This window comes from Nocardia sp. MH4 (assembly GCF_019266065.1).
Taxonomy (GTDB): domain Bacteria; phylum Actinomycetota; class Actinomycetes; order Mycobacteriales; family Mycobacteriaceae; genus Nocardia; species Nocardia canadensis.
Map to the genome: position 1 here is coordinate 13,099 of NZ_LPNR01000109.1, position 23,699 is coordinate 36,797.

The following is a 23,699-nucleotide window of genomic DNA, read 5'->3' on the forward strand; positions in this document are numbered from 1 at the left end:
GGAGTTCTCATGGAGTATCGGCGGCTCGGCGCATCGGGTCTGCACGTTCCCGCGCTCGGTTTCGGCGCGGGCACCTTCGGCGGACGGGGCGCGCTGTTCAGCGCCTGGGGCGATACCGACGCGGCGCAGGCCAGGCGCCTGGTCGATATCAGCCTGGAGGCGGGTGTCACCCTGTTCGACACGGCCGATGTGTATTCCGACGGGGCCTCGGAAGAGGTGCTCGGCGCGGCGATCAAGGGCAGGCGCGAGCAGGTGCTGCTGTCGACCAAATCCGCCCTGCCGACCGGTCCGGGCGCCCACGAGGCCGGGGCGGGCCGGGCCCGGCTGATCCGCGCCGTCGACGCCTCGCTGCGCCGCCTCGGTACCGACTACCTCGACCTGTTCCAGCTGCACGCCTTCGACGCGGGCACCCCGCTCGCGGAAACCCTCACGGCCCTCGACGATCTCGTGCGCGCGGGCAAGATCCGCTACGTCGGTGTGTCCAACTTCGCCGGCTGGGAGCTGATGAAGACGCTGTCCACCGCCGAGGCGCTCGGCCTGGAAAAGCCTGTCGCGCACCAGGTGTACTACTCGCTCGTCGGTCGCGACTACGAGTGGGAGCTCATGCCGCTCGCCGCGGACCAGGGCGTCGGCGCGATCGTCTGGAGTCCGCTGGGCTGGGGCAGGCTCACTGGCAAGGTCCGCCGTGGCCAGCCGCTACCGGCGGGCAGCAGGCTGCACGAGACCGCGCAGGCGGGCCCGCCGGTGGACGACGAACACCTCTACGACATCGTCGATGTCCTCGATCGCATCGCCGCCGAGACCGGGCACAGTGTCCCGCAGATCGCTCTCAACTGGCTGCTCACCCGGCCCACCGTCGCCAGTGTTCTGATCGGCGCCCGCAACGAGGAGCAGTTGCGCCAGAACCTCGGCGCGGTCGGCTGGCAGCTGGAGCCCGAGCACCGGGCGGCTCTCGACGCCGCGAGCGCCACGACACCGCCGTACCCGTACTACCCGTATCACCGGCTGCCCGACTTCACCCGGCTGAACCCGCCGGCGATTCGGGCGGCGTGATCAGTACACGTCGCGGACGTAGCGCTTCTCGGCGACCAGCTGCTTCTTGAAGGCCAGGGCACCGGCCTCGTCCAGCTTCCCGTGGATCTGGGCGATCCGGAGCAGCGTGTCGTCGACGTCCTTGGCCATCCGGGAGGCATCGCCGCAGACGTAGAAGTGGCCGCCGTCGCGCAGCCACGACCACAGCTCGGCGCCGTGCTCGATCATCCGGTGCTGCACGTAGACCCGCTCGCGCTGGTCGCGGGAGAAGGCCAGGTCCAGGCGGGTGAGGAAGCCCGAGCGGAACATGTCCTCCAGCTCGGTCCGGTAGTAGAAGTTCTGGGCGGCGTGTTGATCGCCGAAGAACAGCCAGTTGCGTCCGGTCGCGCCCAGGGCCCGACGTTCGTGCAGGAAACCGCGGAAAGGAGCGATGCCGGTGCCGGGGCCCACCATGATCATCGGGGCGTTGGGGTCCAGCGGCGGACGGAAGTGCGGGGCGCGCTGCAGGAAGATCGGCACCTCGGCACCCGCCCGGTCGGCCAGGAAGGTCGAGCACACGCCACCGCGCCGGGTGGAGTTGCCGGCAGGTTCGCCGTAGCGGACGACGCCGACGGTCAGCTGCACTTCGTCGGGGGTGGTCAGCGGGCTCGAGGAGATCGAATACTGGCGCGGCTGCAGCTTTTTCAGGGCGCCGAGCCAGTCGACCAGGTCGGTGCGCACCGGGAAATCACGCAGCACGTCGGCGGCCTGACGGTCCCAGAGGTAGTTGGCGAGTTCGTTGCGGTTGTCGCGCCGCAGCAGCTTGGCCAGCTGGGGGTGCGGATTGCGTTCGGCGATGAAGCCGAGCAGATCCTGACTCACCTTGGTGATGTCGTAGTGGGTGCGCAGGGCCTCGGTGAGGGTGAGTTCGCGGTCGTCGAGCTCGATGACACGGCGACCGTCCAGGCCGGTCGCGGTGAGCCACTCCTCGACGAGTTCGGGGCTGTTGGCCGGGAGCACGCCCAGCGAGTCGCCGACCTCGTAGCTGGCGTCGAGGTCGTGCAGGTCGAAACCGAAGCGGCGCACCTCTTTCGACGAGCCCGGCGCGCTGAGTGTTTCGTTGCGCATCAGGGTCGCGCGGACCGGAGCCTGGCGGGTGAACGGCGCCGGGGCGGTGCGCTGGACGCGAGTGGGTGCAGGGGCGAGGGGGCGGTCGAGCACGATCGCGCCGCCGCGACCGGACGGCCGCGGTAGCGAGGAGCCGGACATCTGGTGTGGCACAGGGGCATCGGTGTCGCCGATACCCGGTGCGTCGGGTGGGGTGGCCTCGCCCGGGGCCGACCCGCCGAGCGCGGCGAGGACATCGTCGAGCCACTGGTCGGCGGCGTCGGCGAAGTCGGGTTCGCTGTCGACGCGGGGCACCAGCGGCTTGGCGCCGCGCGCGGCGAAGAGGCGGTCGAGTTTGCGGCCGTGGCCACAGAAGTCGTCGTAGGAGGAGTCACCGAGGGCGAACACCGCATAGCGGACGTCGTTGAGCCGGACGATGCTGTCCTCGAGCCGGGTCCAGAAGTCGGCGCCGTTGTCGGGCGGGCCGCCGTCGCCGAAGGTGCTGGTGACGATGAGGATGTCGCCGGTGAGCGCCGACAGCTCGCAGGAATCCATGTCGAGCAACGACGGCTGGAATCCGGCGGTGGACAGGCGCGCGGCGACGGTGGCCGCGAGTTCCTCGGCATTGCCGGTCTGGGAGGCCCACAGGACCGTCACCGGGGCGGCGGCCGGAGCGTCGGCGACCGCAGCTTCGACCGTGGCGCCGGAGGTGCGCGAGTACATCCCGGCCAGCAAGCCGTCGACCCAGAGACGGGACTGGGCCGACAGCGGCGCGCTCGCCGGCAGCACGGGCTGCCCGGAGACCGGCAGCGACTGCAGTGCGGCGAGGTAGCCGCCGAGATAGATGCGTTCGGTCTCGCTGAGGGTCGGCGAGGTGCCCGCGTCCAGGCCGAGGATCCCGGCCAGCGGGTGCGCGTTCGGCTGGGCGGACAGCTGGGCGGGCTGGGCCGGCGCCTGCTCGGGCGCGGCGGCGGGTCCGACCCGGCGCAGCGCCACCGCGCAGGCCTTGAACTCCGGCTGCAGCGAGGCGGGGTCCACCGCGTCGTTGGTGACGGCGTTGATCGTCAGGTATTCACCCTGTTCGTCGTTCCAGTGGAAAGGAGCGAAGCAATCGCCGGGCCGAACCCGATCACTGATCTGTACCGGCAGCACGGCACGGCCACGGCGCGAGGCGATTTCGAGCTGGTCGCCGGGCTTCAGGTCCAGCCGCCGCGCGTCTTCGGGATGCACCTCGACGAAGGGAGCGCCGTTGAGCTTGGTCAGCTTGGCGACCTTGCCGGTCTTGGTCATCGTGTGCCACTGATGCTGCAACCGGCCGGTGTTGAGCAGGAACGGGTAATCGTCGTCGGGCAGTTCGGCGGCGGGCAGGTGCGGTCGGGGGAAGAACACCGCGCGCCTGCTCGGGGTGGCGAACGCCAGTCGCGGTGTGGTGCCGTCGGATTCGACATGCAGCGGCTGGTGGACGCCGTCGTTGCGGTAGCGGATCGGGTTGCGCGGGCTGGTGCTGTCGTTGCAGGGCCACTGCATCGGGCCTTCGCGCAGCCGGTCGTAGCTCATACCGCTCAGGTCGTAGCCGGTGGCCGGGTTGGTGAACTGCTGGATTTCGGCGAAAACCTCGGCACTCGAGGCGAAGTCGAAGCCGGGGAAGCCCATGGCCGTGGCGACCTGGGCGATCAGCAGCCAGTCCGGTCGCGCGTCGCCGACCGGATCGACCGACTGCTGCAGCAGGGTGACATTGCGCTCCGAGTTCACCATCACCGCATCGGCTTCGGCCCACAGCGTGGCGGGCAGCAGCAGGTCGGCATAGGCGTTGGTGGCGGTCTCGGTGTAGGCGTCCTGCACCACGACCAGCTCGGCCGCTTCCAGGCCCGCGATCACGGTCTTGCGATTGGCCACGGTGGCAACGGGGTTGGTGCAGATGATCCACGCGGCCTTGATCTCGCCGTCGGCCAGACCGCGGAACATGTCGATGGTGCCGGGCCCCGCCTCGGTGCGCAGGGTGTCGGCGGGCAGGCCCCACGCGGTCTCGACGAAGGTCCGGTCGGCGGGGGAGAGCAGGCTGCGCTGGCCGGGCAGGCCGGGGCCCATGTAGCCCATCTCGCGGCCGCCCATGGCGTTGGGCTGACCGGTGAGCGAGAACGGGCCGCTGCCGGGGCGGCAGATGGCGCCGGTCGCCAGGTGCAGGTTCACCAGCGCGTTGGTGTTCCAGGTGCCGTGGGTGGACTGGTTGAGTCCCATCGTCCACAGCGACATCCATTCGCCGGCCTCGGCGATCATCGTCGCCGCGGTGCGGATGTCGGCCTCGGCCAGGCCGGTGAGCTCGGCGACCCGGGCGGGCGGGTAATCGGCGAGGAACTCGGGCATCGCGTCCCAGCCCTCGGTGTGCTCGGCGATGAACGCGGTGTCGATCGCGCCGTCGGCGACCAGCAGGTGCAGCAGGCCGTTGAGCAACGCCAGGTCGGTGCCGGGCGCGATCTGCAGGAAGAGGTCGGCGCGCGCGGCGGTGTCGGTGCGGCGCGGGTCGACCACGATCAGTTTGGCGCCCGCCTTGAGCCGGTCGGCCATCCGCAGGTAGAGGATCGGGTGGCAGTCGGCCATGTTCGCCCCGGAGACCAAGAACAGGTCGGCGTGCTCGAAGTCGTCGTAGGAGCCGGGCGGACCGTCGGCGCCGAGCGACTGCTTGTAGCCGGTGCCCGCGCTGGCCATGCACAGCCGGGAGTTGGCCTCGATGTGCTTGGTCCGCAGGTAGCCCTTGGCCAGCTTGGTCGCCAGGTACTGGGCCTCGAGCGACATCTGCCCGGAGACGTAGAGGGCGATCGCGTCGGGCCCGTGTTCGTCGAGGATGGCGCGCAGCCGGGTGGCGGTCTGGTGGACGGCCTCGTCGACCGGCAGCGGGACGGGGACCTGACCGCGTTCGGGGCGGTGGTAGGCGGTGTCCATCCGGCCGGGCGCGGCCATCATCTCCGCGTGCGTCGCGCCCTTGGTGCACAGCCTGCCCGCGTTCGCCGGATGCAGCTTGTCCCCGCTGACCTTCGCGATCAACCGCGCACCCGACTGATCAGTCTTGGTCTGGACGCTGATGCCGCAGCCGACGCCGCAGTACGAGCACTGTGTACGCACAGTGTCCGTGGCGCGGATGTCAGCTTCCCGTGTCATGGCTTCGATCATCCGCACCTGTCGTTGCGCTCGATTTACCGAACGTTATGTCCAGGTGACAATCGACCTCACGCGTCAAAATTTCCACCGTGAGGTCCGATCGGGAATATCTGCCCTGATCAGGGCGCATTCCGGTGCGGCGCCCCGGGCCGCGCGCCGCCCCGGGGTGACGGGACTCACCCCGGTATCAGGGCGGTTCAGCCCAGTTTGTAGCCGCGATGCAGCGCGACAACACCACCGGTGAGGTCGCGCCACTGCACCGAGTCCCAGCCGGCGTCGGCGATCCGCCGGGCCAGCCTGCGCTGGTTCGGCCAGGCCCGGATGGACTCCGCCAGGTAGACGTAGGCGTCGGGGTTGGAGCTGACCGCGCGCGCCACCCGCGGCAGCGCCTTCATCAGGTACTCCATGTAGACGGTGCGGAACGGCCCGAACACCGGTGTGGAGAACTCACACACCACCACCCGGCCGCCGGGCTTGGTCACCCGCAGCATCTCGCGTAGCGCCAGGTCGATGTCGGCGACATTGCGTAAACCGAAGGAGATGGTCACCGCGTCGAACGAGTTGTCGGCGAACGGCAGGGCCATCGCGTCACCGGCGACCATCGGCACCTGGCGGAACCGGCCGGCGGCGAGCATGCCCTGGGAGAAGTCGGTGGCCACGCACCACGCGCCGGACTTGCCCAGCTCGACGGTCGAGACGCCGGTGCCCGCGGCGAGATCGAGCACTCGCTCGCCCGGACGCAGCCCGAGCGCGCGCCGCGTCGCCCACCGCCAGTATCGATCCTGGCCCGCGGAGATGACCGTGTTGGTGAGGTCGTAGCGCTTGGCCACACCGTCGAACATCGACGCGACCTCGTGGGGTTGCTTGTCCAGCGATGCTCGAATCGGTTCCCGCTGCTCTGTTGTCGCCACGATTCGAGCTTATCCGGCGCGCGCTCGAACGCTCTATGCCGAGCGCGGCAATCGGTCGCGCATCCCGGTCACCTCGGCGTAGTGGGTCATCAACTCGGTGCAGATCGCGGGCCAGGTGCGGTGCAGCACCGACTTGCGGGCCGCCGCCGCGAACCGGGCGCGCTGGCCCCGGTCGCGCAGGGCCGATACCGCGCTGGGCAGCAGCTCGGCGAACCGGTCGACCGGCAGCAGGTAGCCGTTGCGGCAGTGCGCGATCAGGTCGCGCGGGCCACCCGCGTCCGGCCCGATCACCGGCACACCGGACGACAGCGCCTCCTGCACGCCCTGGCAGAACGTCTCGTGCTCGCCCGGATGCACCATCACGTCCAGGCTCGCGTAGTGCGTGGCCAGGTCGCTGCCGCCGAGCTCGCCGGTGAACACGGCGTCGGGCAGCAGCCGGCTCAGCCGCGCCCGTTCCGGTCCGTCACCCACCACGACCAGCTGGATCGACGGATCGCCCGCCAGCGCCGCGAGCCGTTCGACGTGCTTTTCCGGGGCGAGTCTGCCCACGAAGCCGACCACCAGCCGGTCCTCGCCGCCCAGCCAGCTCGCCCGCAGGTCGGCGCTGCGCGCGGCGGGGTCGAAACGGTCGATGTCGACGCCGCGTCCCCAGCGATGCACCCGGGGGATGCCGTGGTCGGCCAGGTCCTGGGCGGCCGCCGAGGACGGCGCCAGCGTGCGGGTCGCGCCTTCGTGGATTCGGCGCGTCCACGCCCAGGCCGCGCGGGCAGCGAGCCCGAGACCGTAACTCTTGGCGAAACCGGCGACATCGGTCTGATATACCGCGACCGAGGGCAGATCGAGCCGGGTCGCGGCGGCCAGCCCGCCGGCGCCGAGCAGGAACGGCGAGGCCAGATGCACCACGTCGGGGTCGAAGGCGGCGATCGCGGCGGTGATCCCCGGCTGCGGCAGGCCCACCGGCAGCGAGCTGACCTTGGGCACCATCATCGCAGGCACCCGGTGCACCGGGAAGCGGCCGTGGAAGCGGGGTGCGGGCGCGACGCCGCGCAGGGTGTCGGGTGCCACGATCATCGCGTCGTGTCCGTGCTGGTCCAGGTGGTCCAACACCCGCAACACGGAGTTGACGACGCCGTTCATGTTCGGCAGGAATGACTCCGCCACGATGGCTACGCGCACCACCTCAGAGTGACCGCCACACGGCGCGACACCACCACGCCGACGTGAAGCCGGGACGAACAGCAGACGAAGTTACGCCTCGTGCTGCTTGCGCCGCACCAGCCACAGCACGGGCAGCGCCACCGCCCAGACCACCACGATCACCGAGGCCGCCGGGATGATCGCCACCCGCGCGTCCCGCCCGGCGACCCGGACCAGATCGGGGTCGCGGGTGCTGTACTCGACATTGATGCGCTGCCCGGCCGTCAGATTGGTCGGATACAGGATGCCGACCTTCGGATTGTGGGTGACGCTGTCCGGCGTCACGTACATGACCGCCGACCGCAGCCTGCCCGCCGAGAGCACCTCACCGGAGGTGGTTCCGCGATGCTGTTCGATCTCGAAGTCGTTGCGCCAGGCCGCGAGTACGAGCAGCACCATCAAGACGCTGATCACGGTGGCCACGCCGAGCACGCAGGACCGTACCCGTCGCAGGCGCTTGGACCGCCGCTCCGACAGGCTCACTTCCGACACCCGGCACACAGTACCGTTGCCGCCATGTCCCGAAAATTCAGCTTCACCGTGCCCTACGCAGTCCCGGTCGAAGATCTTCACCGGGCACTCGTCGACGATGCGGTCTGGCAGGAGCGATTCGCCGCCGCCGAGACCGCGACCCTCGAACTCTCCCATCCCGACGGGCCGGGTTCGATTCGCCTTCATATGACGGAAAAGCCAGGTCGGGACAAGGTTCCCGGCCTGGTACGCAAGGTGCTCAAGAGCGATCTGGTGCTGTCGCGGACCGACAACTGGCAGCCGCTGCAGGGCGAGGTCGCCAAGGGCAGCTTCACCGGGCAGACCGGCGGCATCAACACCGAGATGTCGGGCACCTACGAACTGCGTCCGACCGCCGAGGGCAGTGAGATCGAAGTCATCGGCACCGTCACCGTGAAGGTGCCGCTGGTCGGCGGCGCCATCGAACCGCTGGCCGAGCAGCTGCACCAGCGCGTTCTCAACAGCGAACGCAAGTTCATCGAGAACCGCTTCGCCACGAAGTAGACCGTCGGAAGGTGCCGCCCGCCGGGCCGGGCGGCACCGCGCTCACGCGCTCGGCTCGACCAGCACCAGCCAGTTGCCGGAGTTGTCGCGGATGATGGCCTCGGTGCCGTACGGGCGCGCGGCGGGCGGCTGGATGAACTCGACGCCCTTGGCGGTGAGCTCCTCGAAGGTCTTCTGACAGTCGGCGGTGCGCAGCCCGAGGGCGCCGTGGGTGCCGTCGGCGAGAGACCGCCGGATCGCGTCGGCCATGTCGTCGGTCAGCGGCGGTCCCGGCACCATCAGCGTGACCTCGAGCTCGGTGTGGTCCGGGTGAGCGACGGTGACCCACCGGAACCCGTTGTCGCCCATGCTCACATCCGCGGTCTCGACGAATCCGAGCTTGTCGATGTACCACCGCTTGGCGGCGTCCTGATCGGTCACATACACGGTGACCAGGGAAACGTTCGTGATCGTTGGCATGACTCGAGGCTAGGACGGACCGGTGCCGCCGGGCTTCTCCGAAATTGCGGTGTCGGGCCGGACCCGGTCGGAGAGCCCGTGCATGAAGACGTAGCAGCCCGGAATGTGTGGTGCGCCGTCGGCGAACCTGGCCTGATACTCGCTCGGCGTCGCCCCGACGAGCTGACGGAACTTGCTGCTGAACGAGCCCAGACTCGCGTACCCGACCAGCATGCACACCTCGGTGACGGTCAGATTGGTGGCCCGCAGCAGATCCTGGGCTCGTTCGATCCGCCGCTCGGCCAGATAGGCCCCCGGCGTCGGCCCGTACACGGCGGCGAACGCGCGCAGGAAGTGGTACTTGGAGACCCCGGCGGCGCGGGCGAGATCGTCCAGGTCGAGCGGGTCGGCGTAGTGCCGATCGATCAGATCGCGGGCCCTGCGCAGGTGCGGCAGCAGAGCCAGGACCGGGCGACGCGCCGTCGCGCTCACGACGTCAGCTGAACGGCCGCAGGTCGTCGGCGCGCAGGGAGGCGCGGCCGGCGGCTCGCCAGGCGCGGGCGGTGAGGTCGACGTCCTCGTCGGTCACCAGGTTGCCCATCACCCGAACGGCCGTGCGCTGCAGGTACTTCGAGCGCATCACCGGCGGGCCGCCGAGCGGGACCATCTTCGGGTGGGTGGCCAAGCCGGCCAGCCTGCGCGCGACCGAGAAGGTCCGGCCGTAGCGCTCGCGCAGCAGCTGCGGCCACACCCGGCTCAGGTCGGGCTCGTCGAGCAGGCCGGACAGCAGGTGCCCGCCCTCGAGGCCGTAGTCGATGCCCTCGCCGTTGAGCGGGTTCACGCAGCCCGCCGCATCGCCGACCAGGACCCAGTTCACCCCGGCCACGTTCGAGACCGCGCCGCCCATCGGCAGCAGCGCCGACGCCACCGCGCGCAGCTCGCCCTCGAGCTCCCATTCCTCGCGACGCAGCCGGGTGTAGTGCTCGATCAGCGGCTTGAGCGCGATGTGCGAGGGCCGCTGCTCGGTGGCCAGCGAGCCGACGCCGATATTCACCTCGCCGTTGCCCAGCGGGAAGATCCAGCCGTAGCCGGGGACCAGCTCGTCGGCGGCGTTGCGCAGTTCCAGGTGCGAGGAGATCCACTGATCGTCGCTGCGCCCCGACTTGATGTAGGCGCGCGCCGCGGTGCCGTAGGCGAAGCGCCGATGCCAGGTACGACCCAGCTGTTTTCCGATGGGGGAGCGCACCCCGTCGGCCACCACGAGCACCCGGCAGCGCACGGTGTGGGTGGCCTCGCCGATGCGCACCGTCACCCCGGTGACCCGCTCGCCCTCGCGCAGCACCTCGGTGACCTTGGCTCCGTCGACCATCAGCGCGCCCGACTTGATCGCCGTCTCGCGCAGCTTGTCGTCGAGTTCGGTTCGGGGAACCGCGCTTCCGTAGGTCGGGAACGACCCGCCCGGCCACGGCAGCAGCGCCTCCCGGCCGAAGCCTGCCATCCGCAGGCCGTGATTCACCGTATGCGCGCGCAGCCACTCGCCCAGACCCAGATGTTCCAGCTCGGCGGTGGCCCGTGGCGTCAAGCCGTCACCACAGGTCTTGTCGCGCGGGAACACCGCGGAATCGAGCAGCAGCACGTCGCGACCGGCCCGCGCGGCCCAGGCCGCCGACGCCGATCCCGCGGGTCCGGCCCCGACCACCAGCACCTCGACGTGGGCAGGCAGCGGCGCGCCTGCCCCCGGCGGGCCGGCGGCGGCAGCGGAGTGTGACCACGCAGGCCCGCGAGGGCGGGCGCCAGGGGCACCGCGGTCGGCGGGGGTGAGATCCGGTGAACCCATGGCTCAATACTGGCACCCCCGGCCGCTGTGCGAGAGTGTCGGGTACACCGGGAATAGTCACTGTGTGACCGTGTTCATCGGCCCTGGCGCCGGAACACGCTAGGTTGCTACCCGTCGGGGTCGGACGCATCGCTGGGAGAAGATAATGAGCACATCGGCTGTGAGCGACGAGAGCACCGTGGTTGCCGGGGTAGATCTCGTCGATCCCGAACTCGCCGCCACCGTGCGCGACGGCCTGGCCGCGGTCGAGAAATTGCTCGTCGACGAACTCTCCGACGGTGAGGAATTCCTGCAGGAAGCGGCGCTGCATCTCGCCCGCGCGGGCGGCAAGCGCTTCCGGCCGTTGTTCACCGTGCTCACCGGTCAGCTCGGTCCCAATCCCACCGATCCGGCCCTGGTCACCGCGGGTACCGTGGTGGAGCTGGTGCATCTGGCCACGCTGTACCACGACGACGTGATGGACGAGGCGCCCCAGCGGCGCGGCGCCGTCAGCGTCAACGCGCGGTGGGGCAACAACATCGCGATCCTGGCGGGCGACTACCTGTTCGCCCACGCCTCCCGCCTGACCTCGACGCTGGGCCCCGACGCGGTCCGCATCATCGCCGAGACCTTCGCCGAGCTGGTCACCGGCCAGATGCGGGAAACCATGGGCGCCAAGCAGACCCAGGACCCGGTCGAGCACTACCTGCGCGTGGTCTGGGAGAAGACCGGCTCGCTCATCGCCGCCGCGGGCCGCTTCGGCGGCACCTTCTCCGGCGCGGGCCCCGAGCACGTCGAACGGCTGGCCCGCCTCGGCGACGCCGTCGGCACCGCCTTCCAGATCTCCGACGACATCATCGACATCTCGTCCTCGGCCGAGCAGTCCGGCAAGACGCCGGGCACCGACCTGCGCGAGGGCGTGCACACCCTGCCCGTCCTCTACGCGCTGCGCGAGTCCGGCGCCGACGGTGACCGCCTGCGCACCCTGCTGGCACGCCCCCTGGAAACCGACGCCGAGGTCGAGGAGGCGCTGGAGCTGCTGCGCCGTTCGCCCGGCATGGCCCAGGCCAAGGAGAAGCTGCAGGAATACGCCGACCTCGCCGACACCGAACTGGCCGCGCTCCCGGCGGGCCCGGCCAACGACGCCCTCAGCCGCCTCGTCCGCTACACCATCGAGCGGGTGGGCTGACCAGGAACTATCGCCGCCACGCAGTCGTTGACCAAACGCGAAGCAACATCGGATTTCGCGCGAACATGGGTGACTCGCCGGGTACGCCCAGAACTGTTCACGTGGTCGACCGCAGGCCCGACGCCTGACGAACCAAGCGCCTGACGACCGGCAAGAGGCGCGGGGAGGCGGAAATGCCCAATGGGATCAGAACATTCGGTTTGATGGTCGGGCTGTCGGCGCTGATCGTCGCCATCGGGGCGATGTTCCGCAGCCCGACGATCCTGATCATCTCGATCGTGCTGGCCGTCGGCATGAACGCCTACGCCTACTTCAACAGCGACAAACTGGCGCTGAAGGCGATGCACGCGCAACCGGTCAGCGAACTGGAAGCGCCGGTCATGTACCGGATCGTGCGCGAGCTCGCGACCACGGCCCGCCAGCCCATGCCGCGGCTCTACATCAGCCCGACCAACGCGCCCAACGCGTTCGCGACCGGGCGTAATCCCCGCCACGCCGCGGTGTGCTGTACCAGCGGCATCCTGCAGTTGCTCGACGAGCGGGAACTGCGCGCGGTGCTCGGACACGAGCTGTCGCACGTCTACAACCGCGACATCCTGATCTCGTCGGTGGCCGGCGCGATGGCCTCGATCATCACCGGCCTCGCCAATATGGCGTTCTTCGCGAGCTCGTTCGGCAGCAGGGACGGGCAGGGCCCGAACATCATCGCCGTGCTGCTGGTCTCGCTGCTCGGCCCGATCGCGGCGGGCCTGATCAAGATGGCCGTCTCACGGTCCCGGGAGTACCAAGCCGATCAGTCCGGCGCCGAACTCACCGGTGACCCGCTGGCGCTGGCCTCGGCCCTGCGCAAGATCGAACGCGGCGTCCAGGTGGCCCCGCTGCCGCCGGATCCCCAACTCACCAGCGAATCGCACCTGATGATCGCCAACCCGTTCCGCGCGGGCGACCGCATCGCCCGCTGGTACTCCACGCATCCGCCGATGGAGGAACGCATCAAGCGGCTGGAGGAGCTGGCGGGCGGCGAGCACCGCTGCTGACGTCACCACCACGTTTTCGGCCGCCTCGCCGCCGAGCAGCGAGACGGAACGCCGAAGGCGCAGTATCGCTGCTCGGCGGCGAGGTCACGAGGCCGAAAACCCGCGGCGCCAGCCGCTAGCGATAATTCACGAACTGCAGGGCGATACCGAAGTCCTCGCCCTTGAGCAGCGAGATCACGGCCTGCAGATCGTCGCGCTTCTTGCTGCTGACCCGCAGTTCCTCGCCCTGGATCTGCGCCTTCACGCCCTTGGGGCCCTCGTCGCGGATCTTCTTGGAGATCTTCTTCGCCTTCTCGGTGTCGATGCCCTGCACCAGCGTGCCGGTGATCTTGAACACCTTGCCCGAGGCCTGCGGCTCGCCGGCATCGAACGCCTTGAGCGAGATGTCGCGCCGGATCAGCTTCTCCTTGAACACATCGAGCGCGGCCTTGACCCGCTCCTCGGCGTTCGCGGTCAGCACGATGGCTTCCTCGCCCGACCACGCGATCGCCGCATCGGTGCCCTTGAAGTCGTAGCGGGAGTTCAGCTCCTTCTCCGCCTGGTGCAGCGCATTGTCGACCTCCTGCCGATCGACCTTGCTCACCACGTCGAATGACGAATCAGCCACACTGCGCTCCTGTCCCTCACGGTCTGCCAACGGGTGGGCCGACAGGTGTGCCGGCCACCGAGACAGTTGTACCCGTATGCCCCCGTCGACCGTGCTCGCAGGGTCGTTGTGCAGGCGGTTTGCATTGGGGGTGTGGGTTCGTTGTAAGCTGCTCAGCGCACCGGAAACGGCGCACAAGGCAGATTGCCCGAGCGGCCAATGGGAGCAGACTGTAAATCTGTCGGTGAAAGCCTACGTAGGTTCGAATCCTACATCTGCCACATCGAACCCCGTCGATCATCACGATCGGCGGGGTTCTTTGGTTCGTGGCCTCGTCCGCCTCTCCGCGATTCTGCGTCCCGTCCGGGAGCTCGACTGTGCGTTCTCGGGCTCGCGTCGTTCTGGCACGGCGTCGAGGTGGCCGGGGGAGTTACCCATGCACCTGCGTGATCAGTGGGTTGCGGGTCGGTAAAAATGGGGTCTCACCAGGCGATTTGGTGCTCTTCGGTGGAAGTGTGTAATCTCTTTCAGGACGCCGGAGCACGGGGTCGCTCGGATCGGTTCGCCGACCAAGACCTTGTGCCACGTAGTCATGCCCCCTTAGCTCAGTCGGCAGAGCGTTTCCATGGTAAGGAAAAGGTCAACGGTTCGATTCCGTTAGGGGGCTCGCCGGATTGCCGGTGGTGACCGACTTTCCCGCCGGCCCACCGTAACAGGTCCGCCGTGGCGGTGTAGCTCAGTCGGTAGAGCAAACGACTCATAATCGTTGTGTCGCCGGTTCAAGTCCGGCCATCGCTACCAATAACGACTCAGCCCAGACCGGAAAGAAGGCAAATCGTGGCCGCGAAGTCCACCGATGTCCGGCCAAAGATCACCTTGGCCTGCGAAGAGTGCAAGCACCGCAACTACATCACCAAGAAGAACCGGCGCAACGACCCGGACCGCCTCGAGCTGAAGAAGTTCTGCCCGAACTGCGGAACCCACCGGGCGCACCGCGAGTCGCGCTGATTCACCAAGCTTTGCCGAAAGGCCGGACGAGAGTCCGGCCTTTCGTGCGTTTCCGGGGTCGGTACGGTACCCGCCCGAGTGGGTGAATACACCCCGCTCGACGTTGTGACCCGGCTACGTGTGAGTAAGGTCCACGGTGTGACAGTGAACACCGGAACCGACGAAGCGGTCACCGCCGCAGCCGCCGCACCGGTCGATCCCGCCGCGCACGCCGCGGCGATGGTCGGCCACCACTACCGTGTCGACGACTACTACGAGGTCGGCCGCGAGAAGGTGCGCGAATACGCCCGTGCCGTGCAGGACTACCACCCGGTGCACTGGGAGGAAGACGTCGCACGTGAGTACGGCCACGACGGCCTGCTCGCCCCGCTCACCTTCATCTCGCTGGTGGGCATCCTCGCCCAGCGCAAGCTGTTCGAGCAGATCGTCACGGGCTACGACCTGAGCCAGATCATGCAGACCGATCAGATCCTGGAGTTCCACCGCCCTATCCGGGTGGGCGACCAGCTGACCTGTGATGTGTACCTGCATTCCTTCCGGCAGGCTTTCGGCGGCGACATCATCGTGACGAAGAACATCGTCACCGCCCAGGACGACGAGCTGGTGCTCACCACCTACACCACGCTCATCGGCCGCAGCGGCGGTGACATCGATCCCACGATGTCGGACGCGGTGCGCAACATCCTGATGCACGGCCTCGAGGAGCCCGCTCATCACGCGCCCGTCGACGCGCACACCGGGATCACCCCGGATCCGGTCACCAAGCAGCCGGCCCCGTTCTTCAGCACGCGCGCCCTGTCCTTCGACAGCGTGTCGGCCGGTGATGAACTCCCGCCGCGCACCGTCCGGCTCACCCGTGGCGATCTGGTTAACTACGCGGGCGTGTCCGGCGACGCCAACCCGATCCACTGGAGCGACGAGATCGTCAAGCTCGTCGGCCTCGACGACGTGGTCGCGCACGGCATGCTGACGATGGGTCTCGGCGGCGGTTTCGTCACCTCCTGGCTCGGCGATCCCGGCGCCGTCAAGGAGTACAACGTGCGCTTCACCAGCCCGGTCTACGTCGGGTCCGACGCACCGGCCGAGGTCGAGTTCACCGGTAAGGTGAAGTCGGTCGATCCGGAGACCAGGACCGCGGTCGTCGCCATCACGGCGAAGTCGGCGGGCAAGAAGATCTTCGGGCGGGCCACGGCTACCGTTCAGCTGTCCTGACCTGGTCGGCTGTCCCGGATTGGCAAATACCGCACGCGGTAACGTACACTCGGGACTCTGGGGTCACCGGCTGCTGCGCGCTGATCTTCCCGGGGACATGATCCCCTTGGAAGCGGCGCGCATGTTGTGTGGCACCAGAGCTCGATAATCGAATATCGACTGTGGTTGGGCACTACAGCTCAGGCTGGTCCAACCGAAGGGGCGTAGCTCAATTGGCAGAGCAGCGGTCTCCAAAACCGCAGGTTGCAGGTTCAAGTCCTGTCGCCCCTGCCCTGAATGCCAGCGACGAGGAAGGATCGACGTGAGCGAGCGGAGCGAGCGAGCCATCAGGCCAGCGCGCTTCGCGCACGGCGGATCCGAGCGAAGCGAGGAGACGACGTGAGCGACGAGCGGGATACTCGCGCCGAAGACGGCGACGACACCGCCGCTGCCACTCGGCCGAGCGGCAAGCGGACAGCTCGCCGTGCGCGCACGTCGGATGCTCCGGCGGACACCGGTTCGGTGGCGACGCTCGACCGGTCCTCCTCGCGCAAGGCAGACAAGACTGCTGGGAAGGCCACGTCGGGCAACCCGTTCAAGCGGCTGCTCAGGTTCCTGCGAGAAGTTATCGCGGAACTGCGCAAGGTGATCTGGCCCAACCGGAAGCAGATGGTCACCTATACGACCGTCGTTCTGGTGTTCGTGGTCTTCATGGTCGCGTTCATATTTGGGCTGGATACGGCGTTCATCAAGGGTGTCGACTGGCTGTTCGGCTGATCGCCGACACCAACGCCGGTAGCCGATCCCGGGCCGGAACGGCGGAGTGTGCGCTCCGCGCCCCCGACCCGGCCCAGAGGATGTAGTGACGACACAGGAAGCGAGTGCCTCAGTGAGCACCCCGGAGAACGAAACAAACGACGAGTTCCCGGTCGACGACGTCGTGGCGGAGACCGCCACCGACGAGGTCGATGCCACCACCGAGGTCGCTGACGCCGACGAGACCGTCGTCGAGGACGTCGCCACCGAGGAAGACCCCGAAGCCGACCCGGTCGAGTCGATGAAGGCCAAGCTGCGCCGCGTCCCCGGCGACTGGTACGTCGTGCACTCCTACGCCGGCTACGAGAACAAGGTCAAGACCAACCTCGAGACCCGCGTGCAGAACCTCGGCCTCGAGGACTACATCTTCCAGGTCGAGGTGCCGACCGAAGAAGTCACCGAGATCAAGAACGGCCAGCGCAAGCACGTCAACCGCAAGGTGCTGCCGGGCTACATCCTGGTCCGGATGGAACTGAACAACGAGTCGTGGGGTGCGGTCCGCAACACTCCCGGCGTCACCGGTTTCGTCGGTATGACCGGCGGTGGCCCCGGCGCCAAGCCGACCCCGCTGACCATCAACGAGGTCGTGAAGTTCCTGGTTCCGGCCGGTGCGCAGCAGAAGAAGGCGGCCGCGGCGGCAGCCTCCTCGACCGGCGCCGAGTCCACCGGCGAGGTGTCGGCCAAGCCGATCATCGAGGTCGACTTCGAGGTCGGCGAGTCGGTGACCGTGATGGACGGCCCGTTCGCGACGCTGCCCGCCAGCATCAGCGAGGTCAACGCCGAGCAGCAGAAGCTCAAGGTGCTCGTCTCGATCTTCGGTCGCGAGACCCCGGTCGAGCTGAACTTCACCCAGGTCTCCAAGATCTAGCTCGAACCAGCTTCGCAACGGCACCGCCTCGGCGGTGCCGTTGTCGTTGTACGACCTCCCCGCCTGCGGCCGCCACGGTGGGGTTCGGTAGAGTGTGACAGTTCGTGTGTAGACCCGCTCCAGGCGTTTTCCGCCCGGTGTGACGGTCGTGCGCGAATGCCGGGCTTGGACCCGGCGTGGGAGCGATCCCGCAACAGGCTTACGGCAACCGTAAGGAACCGAAACCCAAGGAAGAAAGATGCCCCCCAAGAAGAAGAAGCTCGCCGGGATCATCAAGCTGCAGATCCAGGCCGGTGCCGCGAACCCGGCTCCTCCGGTCGGCCCCGCGCTCGGTCAGCACGGCGTCAACATCATGGAGTTCTGCAAGGCGTACAACGCCGCGACCGAGTCGCAGCGTGGCAACGTCATCCCGGTCGAGATCTCGGTGTACGAGGACCGGACGTTCGACTTCAAGCTGAAGACCCCGCCCGCCGCGCGTCTGCTGCTCAAGGCCGCCGGTGTGCAGAAGGGCTCGGCCGAGCCGCACAAGACCAAGGTCGCCAAGGTCACCATGGACCAGGTCCGGGAGATCGCCAAGACCAAGGCCGAGGATCTCAACGCCACCGATCTCGATCAGGCCGCGAAGATCATCGCCGGTACCGCGCGTTCGATGGGTATCACCGTCGAAGGCTGAGCGACTACTCGCTCACTGTGGGAGGGCCGGCCAGGCCCGTAACACCACATCTGAACTCGAACATTAAGGACAGAGAAACATGGCAAAGCGAAGCAAGGCGTATCTCGCCGCTGCTGAGAAGGTCGATCGCGACAAGCTGTACTCCCCGCTGGCCGCTGCGCGCCTGGCCAAGGAGACCGCGACCACCAAGACCGACGCGACCGTCGAGGTCGCCGTTCGTCTCGGCGTCGACCCCCGTAAGGCCGACCAGATGGTCCGCGGCACCGTCAACCTGCCGCACGGCACCGGTAAGACCGCCCGCGTCATCGTGTTCGCCGCCGGCGAGAAGGCCGCCGAGGCCGAGGCCGCCGGTGCCGACGCCGTGGGCGCCGAGGACCTGATCGAGCGGATCCAGGGCGGCTGGCTGGACTTCGACGCCGCGATCGCCACCCCGGACCAGATGGCCAAGGTCGGCCGCATCGCGCGTGTCCTGGGCCCGCGCGGTCTGATGCCGAACCCGAAGACGGGCACCGTCACCAACGATGTGACCAAGGCCGTCAACGACATCAAGGGCGGCAAGATCAACTTCCGCGTCGACAAGCAGGCCAACCTGCACTTCGTCATCGGCAAGGCGTCCTTCGACGACGCCAAGCTGGTGGAGAACTACGGCGCCGCGCTGGACGAGATCCTGCGTGTGAAGCCGTCGACCGCCAAGGGTCGCTACGTCAAGAAGATCACGGTTTCGACCAACACCGGACCGGGCATCCCGGTGGACCCGAACCGCACCCGCAACCTCCTCGACGAGGATGCGTGAGCTTCGACTGACAGGTAGCTCCTGATCGACCACGAGGGTGGGAACGCACTGCGTTCCCACCCTCGCGGTCTTTCCGGTCAGTCCTTCTTGCGCCAGCCGAGCAGGACCGATTCGCCGTCCTGCGGCTTCCACGGCAGGAAGATCGCGACGATCACCGCGCAGACGGCGACCGCGCCCGCCGCCACCAGGGACGCGGTGTGCGCACCCTGTAGCGTCGCGGTCTTCATAGCGACGATGAGGTTCTCGCGCTGGGTTTCCAGGAACGGCGTCAGCTCACGCTTACGCAGCTCCAGCACGCTGAGTGGACTGGCCTTGACCAGGCTCTTCTCATTGGCGTTCATGATCGCGAGCGGGATGGCGTCGACCCGGGCGCCGATGCGGCTGCTGTAGTACGAGGCCACGATCGAGCCGAGTACCGCGACGCCGAGGGTGCCGCCGATCTCGCGGGTGGTGTCGTTGACGGCCGAGCCCGCGCCCGCCTCGTCGAGCGGCAGCGCCGACATGATCGACTCCGTGGCCGGGCCCTGCACGATGCCCAACCCCAGCGCCATCGACACCATCGATGGCAGCACGCCGATCAGATAAGTGCTGTCGACGGTGACCTGGCCGCCCAGATAGAGGCCGAGTCCGGTGAGCAACAGCCCGATCACCAGCACCGCGGTGGTGCCGACCCGCTGGGCGAGCAGCGTCGCCACCGGTGCGCCGATCGCGACCGAGAACGCGAACGGCAATGACGCGATACCGAATTCGAGCGGGGTGTATTCCCGCACGCCCTGGAAATACTGGGTGATCAGAAACAGGAATCCGAACATCGAGAAGTACGCGATGGCAATGGCCAAGGCGGGCAATGAGAATCGGCGGTTGCGGAACAGTCGCATATCGAGAATCGGTGCCGCGGTGCGCAATTCCCACGTGACGAAAGCGGCGAGCAGAACGACACCGAGCGCCGCGGTGCACAGGGTGGTGAGCGAGAGCCAACCGTTGTGCGGTGCCTCGATGATGGCCCACACCACCAGCGTGATGCCCGCGACGGACAGCAGGATGCCGGGCAGATCCAGCCTGCCGACCTGTTCGGCGCGTGATTCCGGCACCCAGATCAGCGTCGCGACCAGTGCGACCAGCGCCACCGGCACATTGATCCAGAACACCGAGTGCCAGCTGAAGTGTTCGAGCAGCCAGCCGCCCGAGATCGGGCCGATGGCGATGGCGAAGCCCGCCATCGCGGTCCAGGCGGCGATGGCCAGCGCGCGTTCGCGCTTGTCGGTGAAGATGTTGATGATCAGGGCCAGGGTGGCCGGGAAGACGGCGGCGGCGAAGACACCCATCGCCGCGCGGGCCGCGATGACCTGCGTCATCGACTCGGCGAGCGCGCCGCCGACCGACATCACCGCGATGCCGATGAGACCCACGATCATGATCCGGCGGCGACCGTAGCGGTCACCGAGATTGCCTGCGGCGAGCAGCAATCCGGCGAAGGTGAGCGTGTAGGCGTCGACGACCCACTGCAGGCCGGAGACTCCGGTCTGCAGTTGGACGCCGATGGAGGGGAGGGCGACGTTGACGATGGTGTTGTCGAGGACGACCAGCAGTTCGGCCAGGCAGATGACGACGAGTGCGAGGAATCGCTGCGGACGCCGGTCCAGCAGCACTGATGGAGCGACTATGGAGGTTGCCATAGTTGAGAAGTGAAGCAGGTTACTGTCACCGAACGTAACACCTTTCCGGTGAGATTGCTGCCACTTCGACCCATCGAATGTGAACTGGGCCACAAATCGACACCGGCGAATTCAGCGCTGCCGGGGGCGTTTTGGCAGATCGGGGCAGGTGCCGGTACAGTGGACTCCGGTCATCGACATGTTCGATGGCTACCCATTCGTTCTACCGAAGACCGTTGGTCGTCGATGCCGCTTGCGTGGTGTCGATCGAAGGTCCGGCGACATTGCCGGCGGCCCACGCAGGGAGAGCTGAGGCCGATATTTTCGCGCCCCGGTACGCCTTGCGTCCGGGGCGTTAGTTTTGTCGCCGGCCCCTGAATTCGGTAGTGCGCGTTCACGAACCGACATCAGAGAGGAGGCGAAGTATGGCGAAGCCTGAAAAGGTCACCGCTGTCGCGGAGATCGCGGAGCAGTTCAAGAACTCCACGGCCACTGTTGTCACGGAATACCGTGGTCTTTCGGTCGGCAAGCTCACCGAGCTGCGTCGCGCGCTCGGCGCCGAGGCCACGTACTCCGTCGCCAAGAACACCCTGGTCAAGCTCGCGGCCGCGGAAGCGGGCGTCGAGGGCCTGGACGACTTGTTCGTCGGACCGACCGCCATCACCTTCATCCAGGGTGAGCCGGTCAACGCCGCGAAGGCCCTCAAGACCTTCGCCAAGGACAACAAGGCGCTCATCATCAAGGGCGGCTACATGGACGGCGCTGCGCTGTCCGTGTCCGAGGTCGAGAAGATCGCCGACCTGGAGACCCGCGAGGTCCTGCTGGCCAAGCTGGCCGGTGCGATGAAGGGCAACATGTCCAAGGCTGCCGGGCTGTTCTCGGCTCCTGCCGGTCAGGTGGCCCGTCTGGCCGCCGCGCTGCAGGAGAAGAAGCAGGCCGAAGGCGCTGCCGAGTAATACCCCCGTGTGGGTGTTACCGCCCGCGCGAACAGACATTCACTACCGAAAGGAACAATCATGGCCAAGCTGTCCACCGAAGAGCTGCTCGAGGTTTTCTCGGAGATGACCCTGCTGGAGCTGTCGGGCTTCGTGAAGGCGTTCGAGGAGAAGTTCGAGGTCACCGCCGCTGCCCCCGTCGCCGTTGCCGCCGCGGGTGCCGCCCCGGCCGCCGCTGACGCCGCCGAGGAGCAGGACGAGTTCGACGTCATCCTCGAGGGTGCGGGCGACAAGAAGATCCAGGTCATCAAGGTGGTCCGTGAGATCGTCTCCGGCCTGGGCCTGAAGGAAGCCAAGGACCTGGTCGAGGGTGCCCCGAAGCCGATCCTGGAGAAGGTCACCAAGGAGGCCGCCGAGGCCGCCAAGGCGAAGCTGGAAGAGGCCGGCGCCAAGGTTGCCGTCAAGTAATTCGGCACCAGCCGTTGCGAACGGGCGGTCCCACTCGGGGCCGCCCGTTTGTTATTTACCCAGACATGCGAAAGTGATCTCAGTCGTGAGTTCCGGTCGGGGTTACTCTTCAGTCATGTAGGGGTGTGCCCCGTCTCACTGATGGGTTACAGTGACCGGACCCACAGTGTCGTGACGCACCGCCGTGATGTGAGCGCGCGGTCAGCGGGGTGGGGTGCTCGCAGGGAACAATGGAGGTAGGCGTGGGCGTCGAGGTCAGGACCGAGGGTGTAACAAAATCCTTCGGTTCGCAGCGAATTTGGCAGGATGTGTCGATCACGCTCCCTTCGGGTGAGGTGAGCGCCCTGCTCGGCCCTTCTGGTACGGGTAAGTCGGTGTTCCTGAAGTCGCTGATCGGTCTGTTGCGGCCCGAGCGCGGCTCCATCTTCATCGATGGCACCGATATCACCACCTGCTCCAACAAGGAGCTCTACGAGATCCGGAAGCTGTTCGGCGTCCTTTTCCAGGACGGCGCGCTCTTCGGCTCGATGAATCTGTTCGACAACATCGCTTTCCCGCTTCGTGAGCACACGAAGAAGTCGGAAACCGAGATCAAGCGCATCGTCATGGAGAAGCTCGAGCTGACCGGTCTGCTCGGCGCCGAGGGCAAACTGCCCGGCGAGATCTCCGGCGGTATGCGCAAGCGCGCCGGCCTGGCCCGTGCCCTGGTGCTCGACCCGCAGATCATCCTCGTCGACGAGCCCGACTCCGGTCTGGACCCGGTGCGTACGTCGTACCTGGCGCAGCTGCTGCTCAATATCAACGCCCAGATCGACGCCACGATCCTGATCGTGACGCACAACATCAACCTGGCCCGTACCGTGCCGGACAACATCGGCATGCTGTTCCGCCGCCAGCTGGTCATGTTCGGCCCCCGCGAGGTGCTGCTGACCAGTGACGAGCCGGTGGTCAAGCAGTTCCTCAACGGCCGCATGATCGGCCCGATCGGTATGTCCGAGGAGAAGGACGAGGCGCAGATGGCGCGCGAGCAGGCGCTCGTCGACGCCGGTCACCACCACGGTGGCGCCGAGGAGATCGAGGGCATCATCCCGCAGATGAAGGCGGAGCCGGGCATGCCGGTCCGCCAGGCCGTCTTCCGTCGTCAGGCGCGTGTGCGCGAGATCATGCACACCCTGCCGCACGCGGCTCAGGTGGCGATCCGGGAGTCGCTCGACCAGTCCGACGACACCCAGGTGATGGCCGCCTACGGCAGTGAGCACCCCACCGCGGCCTTCGACACCAAGACGATTCCGCACGGCCAGATCAACGGCTGAGCGCACCCGGCGACACCAGCGAGCCCCGGCCGTCACGGCCGGGGCTCGCTGCGTTCACGGCCGGAAAACAGGCTCTGAACGGGTGTTTCGCGGGTTGGCGTCTTCGGCGTGTCGCGGGTAAAATAGCCGCGGTTCCGGCCGGGGATGTCCAGCGCGCCAGGCGATCTCACTTCTCGGACAGACCCCGCCGCGCCACTTGACGAGGCGCGCGCGAACCGTCACCCTATTCACAGCAGTGTCAGCTGCGCAGGGGCTCCAGCGCCCAGAACGACCGACGCGGCCAGCGTCACGGGAGTTCGGCGCGTTTGCCGTGTGAGCGGTCGCACGGATGGTATGTTGACACCCCTCTATATGTGGGTGTAAGTTTGGACGTTGCGCTGGCTGCCTCCTGTCCACACCTTGATTCGCACACGTAAGTTCCACCTTCCGGTGTTACTTCCGCTGCTGCCTGTTCGGGTTTCGTTCGGGTTGTAACCAGCGGAATTCGTAGCAGACAAGCGACGGTCGCGGACCACCA

The 23,699-nt window shown here is 67.7% G+C and carries 22 protein-coding genes and 4 tRNA genes; 17 read left to right on the forward strand and 9 right to left on the reverse strand.

The window, feature by feature from the left end; all coding sequences use genetic code 11:
* The first annotated feature begins 9 nt into the window (after nt 1–9).
* Entirely contained in the window at nt 10–1,053 is a 1,044-nt protein-coding gene (locus ATM97_RS20190; protein ID WP_218719598.1) for an aldo/keto reductase, read from the forward strand.
* Here the strand turns inward: ATM97_RS20190 and ATM97_RS20195 are convergent, their stop codons facing one another.
* The 4 genes from ATM97_RS20195 to ATM97_RS20210 form a co-directional block, all read right to left on the reverse strand.
* Nucleotides 1,054–5,274 (reverse strand): bifunctional nitrate reductase/sulfite reductase flavoprotein subunit alpha, encoded by a 4,221-nt coding sequence (locus tag ATM97_RS20195; protein WP_218719599.1) that lies wholly within the window; start codon nt 5,272–5,274, stop codon nt 1,054–1,056. It abuts the gene before it with no gap.
* Nucleotides 5,275–5,471: 197 nt separating this feature from the next.
* Nucleotides 5,472–6,185, reverse strand: coding sequence for a demethylmenaquinone methyltransferase (locus tag ATM97_RS20200; protein WP_218719600.1), 714 nt, complete (start codon nt 6,183–6,185; stop codon nt 5,472–5,474).
* Nucleotides 6,186–6,218: 33 nt separating this feature from the next.
* A complete protein-coding gene (locus ATM97_RS20205) occupies nt 6,219–7,361 on the reverse strand; it encodes a glycosyltransferase family 1 protein (RefSeq protein WP_218719601.1) in 1,143 nt (380 codons plus the stop codon).
* A gap of 72 nt (nt 7,362–7,433) precedes the next feature.
* On the reverse strand, nt 7,434–7,874 hold the full coding sequence (locus ATM97_RS20210) for a DUF3592 domain-containing protein (protein ID WP_218719602.1): 441 nt from the start codon (nt 7,872–7,874) through the stop codon (nt 7,434–7,436).
* Nucleotides 7,875–7,898: 24 nt separating this feature from the next.
* Between ATM97_RS20210 and ATM97_RS20215 the strand changes: the two genes are divergently transcribed.
* Entirely contained in the window at nt 7,899–8,396 is a 498-nt protein-coding gene (locus ATM97_RS20215; RefSeq protein WP_218719603.1) for a DUF2505 domain-containing protein, read from the forward strand.
* Nucleotides 8,397–8,438: 42 nt separating this feature from the next.
* Here ATM97_RS20215 and ATM97_RS20220 read toward each other — a convergent pair whose 3' ends face one another.
* The 3 genes from ATM97_RS20220 to ATM97_RS20230 are packed head-to-tail and all read right to left on the reverse strand — an operon-like array spanning nt 8,439 to nt 10,671.
* On the reverse strand, nt 8,439–8,855 hold the full coding sequence (locus ATM97_RS20220) for a VOC family protein (RefSeq protein ID WP_218719604.1): 417 nt from the start codon (nt 8,853–8,855) through the stop codon (nt 8,439–8,441).
* Nucleotides 8,856–8,864: 9 nt separating this feature from the next.
* The gene (locus tag ATM97_RS20225; protein WP_218719605.1) at nt 8,865–9,326 is read right to left on the reverse strand and encodes a helix-turn-helix transcriptional regulator; all 462 of its coding nucleotides are present in this window, start codon (nt 9,324–9,326) and stop codon (nt 8,865–8,867) included.
* Between the two features lie 4 nt (nt 9,327–9,330).
* The gene (locus ATM97_RS20230) at nt 9,331–10,671 is read right to left on the reverse strand and encodes a geranylgeranyl reductase family protein (RefSeq protein WP_255588105.1); all 1,341 of its coding nucleotides are present in this window, start codon (nt 10,669–10,671) and stop codon (nt 9,331–9,333) included.
* A 145-nt stretch (nt 10,672–10,816) separates the two neighbouring features.
* Between ATM97_RS20230 and ATM97_RS20235 the strand changes: the two genes are divergently transcribed.
* Nucleotides 10,817–11,839, forward strand: coding sequence for a polyprenyl synthetase family protein (locus tag ATM97_RS20235; protein ID WP_255588106.1), 1,023 nt, complete (start codon nt 10,817–10,819; stop codon nt 11,837–11,839).
* Nucleotides 11,840–12,012: 173 nt separating this feature from the next.
* A complete protein-coding gene (gene htpX, locus ATM97_RS20240; RefSeq protein ID WP_218719606.1) occupies nt 12,013–12,876 on the forward strand; it encodes a zinc metalloprotease HtpX in 864 nt (287 codons plus the stop codon).
* 115 nt (nt 12,877–12,991) lie between these two features.
* On the opposite strand, the gene ATM97_RS20245 is transcribed toward htpX, so the two are convergent.
* Nucleotides 12,992–13,483: a YajQ family cyclic di-GMP-binding protein gene (locus ATM97_RS20245; protein WP_218719607.1), complete on the reverse strand. Its 492-nt coding sequence runs from the start codon at nt 13,481–13,483 to the stop codon at nt 12,992–12,994.
* 177 nt (nt 13,484–13,660) lie between these two features.
* Here ATM97_RS20245 and ATM97_RS20250 point away from each other — a divergent pair.
* The 10 genes from ATM97_RS20250 (at nt 13,661) to rplA (ending at nt 18,811) form a co-directional block, all read left to right on the forward strand.
* Nucleotides 13,661–13,743, forward strand: a tRNA-Tyr gene (locus ATM97_RS20250).
* A gap of 313 nt (nt 13,744–14,056) precedes the next feature.
* Nucleotides 14,057–14,129: transfer RNA gene (locus ATM97_RS20255), tRNA-Thr, on the forward strand.
* Between the two features lie 58 nt (nt 14,130–14,187).
* Nucleotides 14,188–14,263 (forward strand) — tRNA-Met (locus ATM97_RS20260).
* Between the two features lie 36 nt (nt 14,264–14,299).
* On the forward strand, nt 14,300–14,470 hold the full coding sequence (gene rpmG / locus ATM97_RS20265) for a 50S ribosomal protein L33 (protein ID WP_019049401.1): 171 nt from the start codon (nt 14,300–14,302) through the stop codon (nt 14,468–14,470).
* A gap of 144 nt (nt 14,471–14,614) precedes the next feature.
* Complete coding sequence (locus ATM97_RS20270) at nt 14,615–15,682, forward strand: fused (3R)-hydroxyacyl-ACP dehydratase subunits HadA/HadB (RefSeq protein ID WP_308248557.1); 1,068 nt, start codon at nt 14,615–14,617, stop codon at nt 15,680–15,682.
* Between the two features lie 197 nt (nt 15,683–15,879).
* A tRNA-Trp gene (locus ATM97_RS20275) sits at nt 15,880–15,952 on the forward strand.
* A gap of 108 nt (nt 15,953–16,060) precedes the next feature.
* Entirely contained in the window at nt 16,061–16,438 is a 378-nt protein-coding gene (secE, locus tag ATM97_RS20280) for a preprotein translocase subunit SecE (protein WP_218719608.1), read from the forward strand.
* A gap of 112 nt (nt 16,439–16,550) precedes the next feature.
* Nucleotides 16,551–17,345, forward strand: coding sequence for a transcription termination/antitermination protein NusG (nusG, locus tag ATM97_RS20285; RefSeq protein WP_218719609.1), 795 nt, complete (start codon nt 16,551–16,553; stop codon nt 17,343–17,345).
* Between the two features lie 238 nt (nt 17,346–17,583).
* The gene (rplK, locus tag ATM97_RS20290) at nt 17,584–18,018 is read left to right on the forward strand and encodes a 50S ribosomal protein L11 (RefSeq protein ID WP_019049397.1); all 435 of its coding nucleotides are present in this window, start codon (nt 17,584–17,586) and stop codon (nt 18,016–18,018) included.
* Nucleotides 18,019–18,097: 79 nt separating this feature from the next.
* The gene (rplA, locus tag ATM97_RS20295; RefSeq protein ID WP_067641870.1) at nt 18,098–18,811 is read left to right on the forward strand and encodes a 50S ribosomal protein L1; all 714 of its coding nucleotides are present in this window, start codon (nt 18,098–18,100) and stop codon (nt 18,809–18,811) included.
* 77 nt (nt 18,812–18,888) lie between these two features.
* On the opposite strand, the gene ATM97_RS20300 is transcribed toward rplA, so the two are convergent.
* Nucleotides 18,889–20,487, reverse strand: coding sequence for an MFS transporter (locus ATM97_RS20300; protein ID WP_218719610.1), 1,599 nt, complete (start codon nt 20,485–20,487; stop codon nt 18,889–18,891).
* A 404-nt stretch (nt 20,488–20,891) separates the two neighbouring features.
* Here ATM97_RS20300 and rplJ point away from each other — a divergent pair, with 404 nt between their 5' ends.
* From rplJ to ATM97_RS20315, 3 genes are all read left to right on the forward strand, one after another.
* The gene (rplJ, locus tag ATM97_RS20305) at nt 20,892–21,422 is read left to right on the forward strand and encodes a 50S ribosomal protein L10 (RefSeq protein WP_218719611.1); all 531 of its coding nucleotides are present in this window, start codon (nt 20,892–20,894) and stop codon (nt 21,420–21,422) included.
* A 60-nt stretch (nt 21,423–21,482) separates the two neighbouring features.
* Nucleotides 21,483–21,869 (forward strand): 50S ribosomal protein L7/L12, encoded by a 387-nt coding sequence (gene rplL, locus ATM97_RS20310; RefSeq protein WP_218719612.1) that lies wholly within the window; start codon nt 21,483–21,485, stop codon nt 21,867–21,869.
* A 230-nt stretch (nt 21,870–22,099) separates the two neighbouring features.
* A complete protein-coding gene (locus ATM97_RS20315; RefSeq protein ID WP_255588111.1) occupies nt 22,100–23,182 on the forward strand; it encodes an ABC transporter ATP-binding protein in 1,083 nt (360 codons plus the stop codon).
* Nucleotides 23,183–23,699 lie beyond the last annotated feature (517 nt).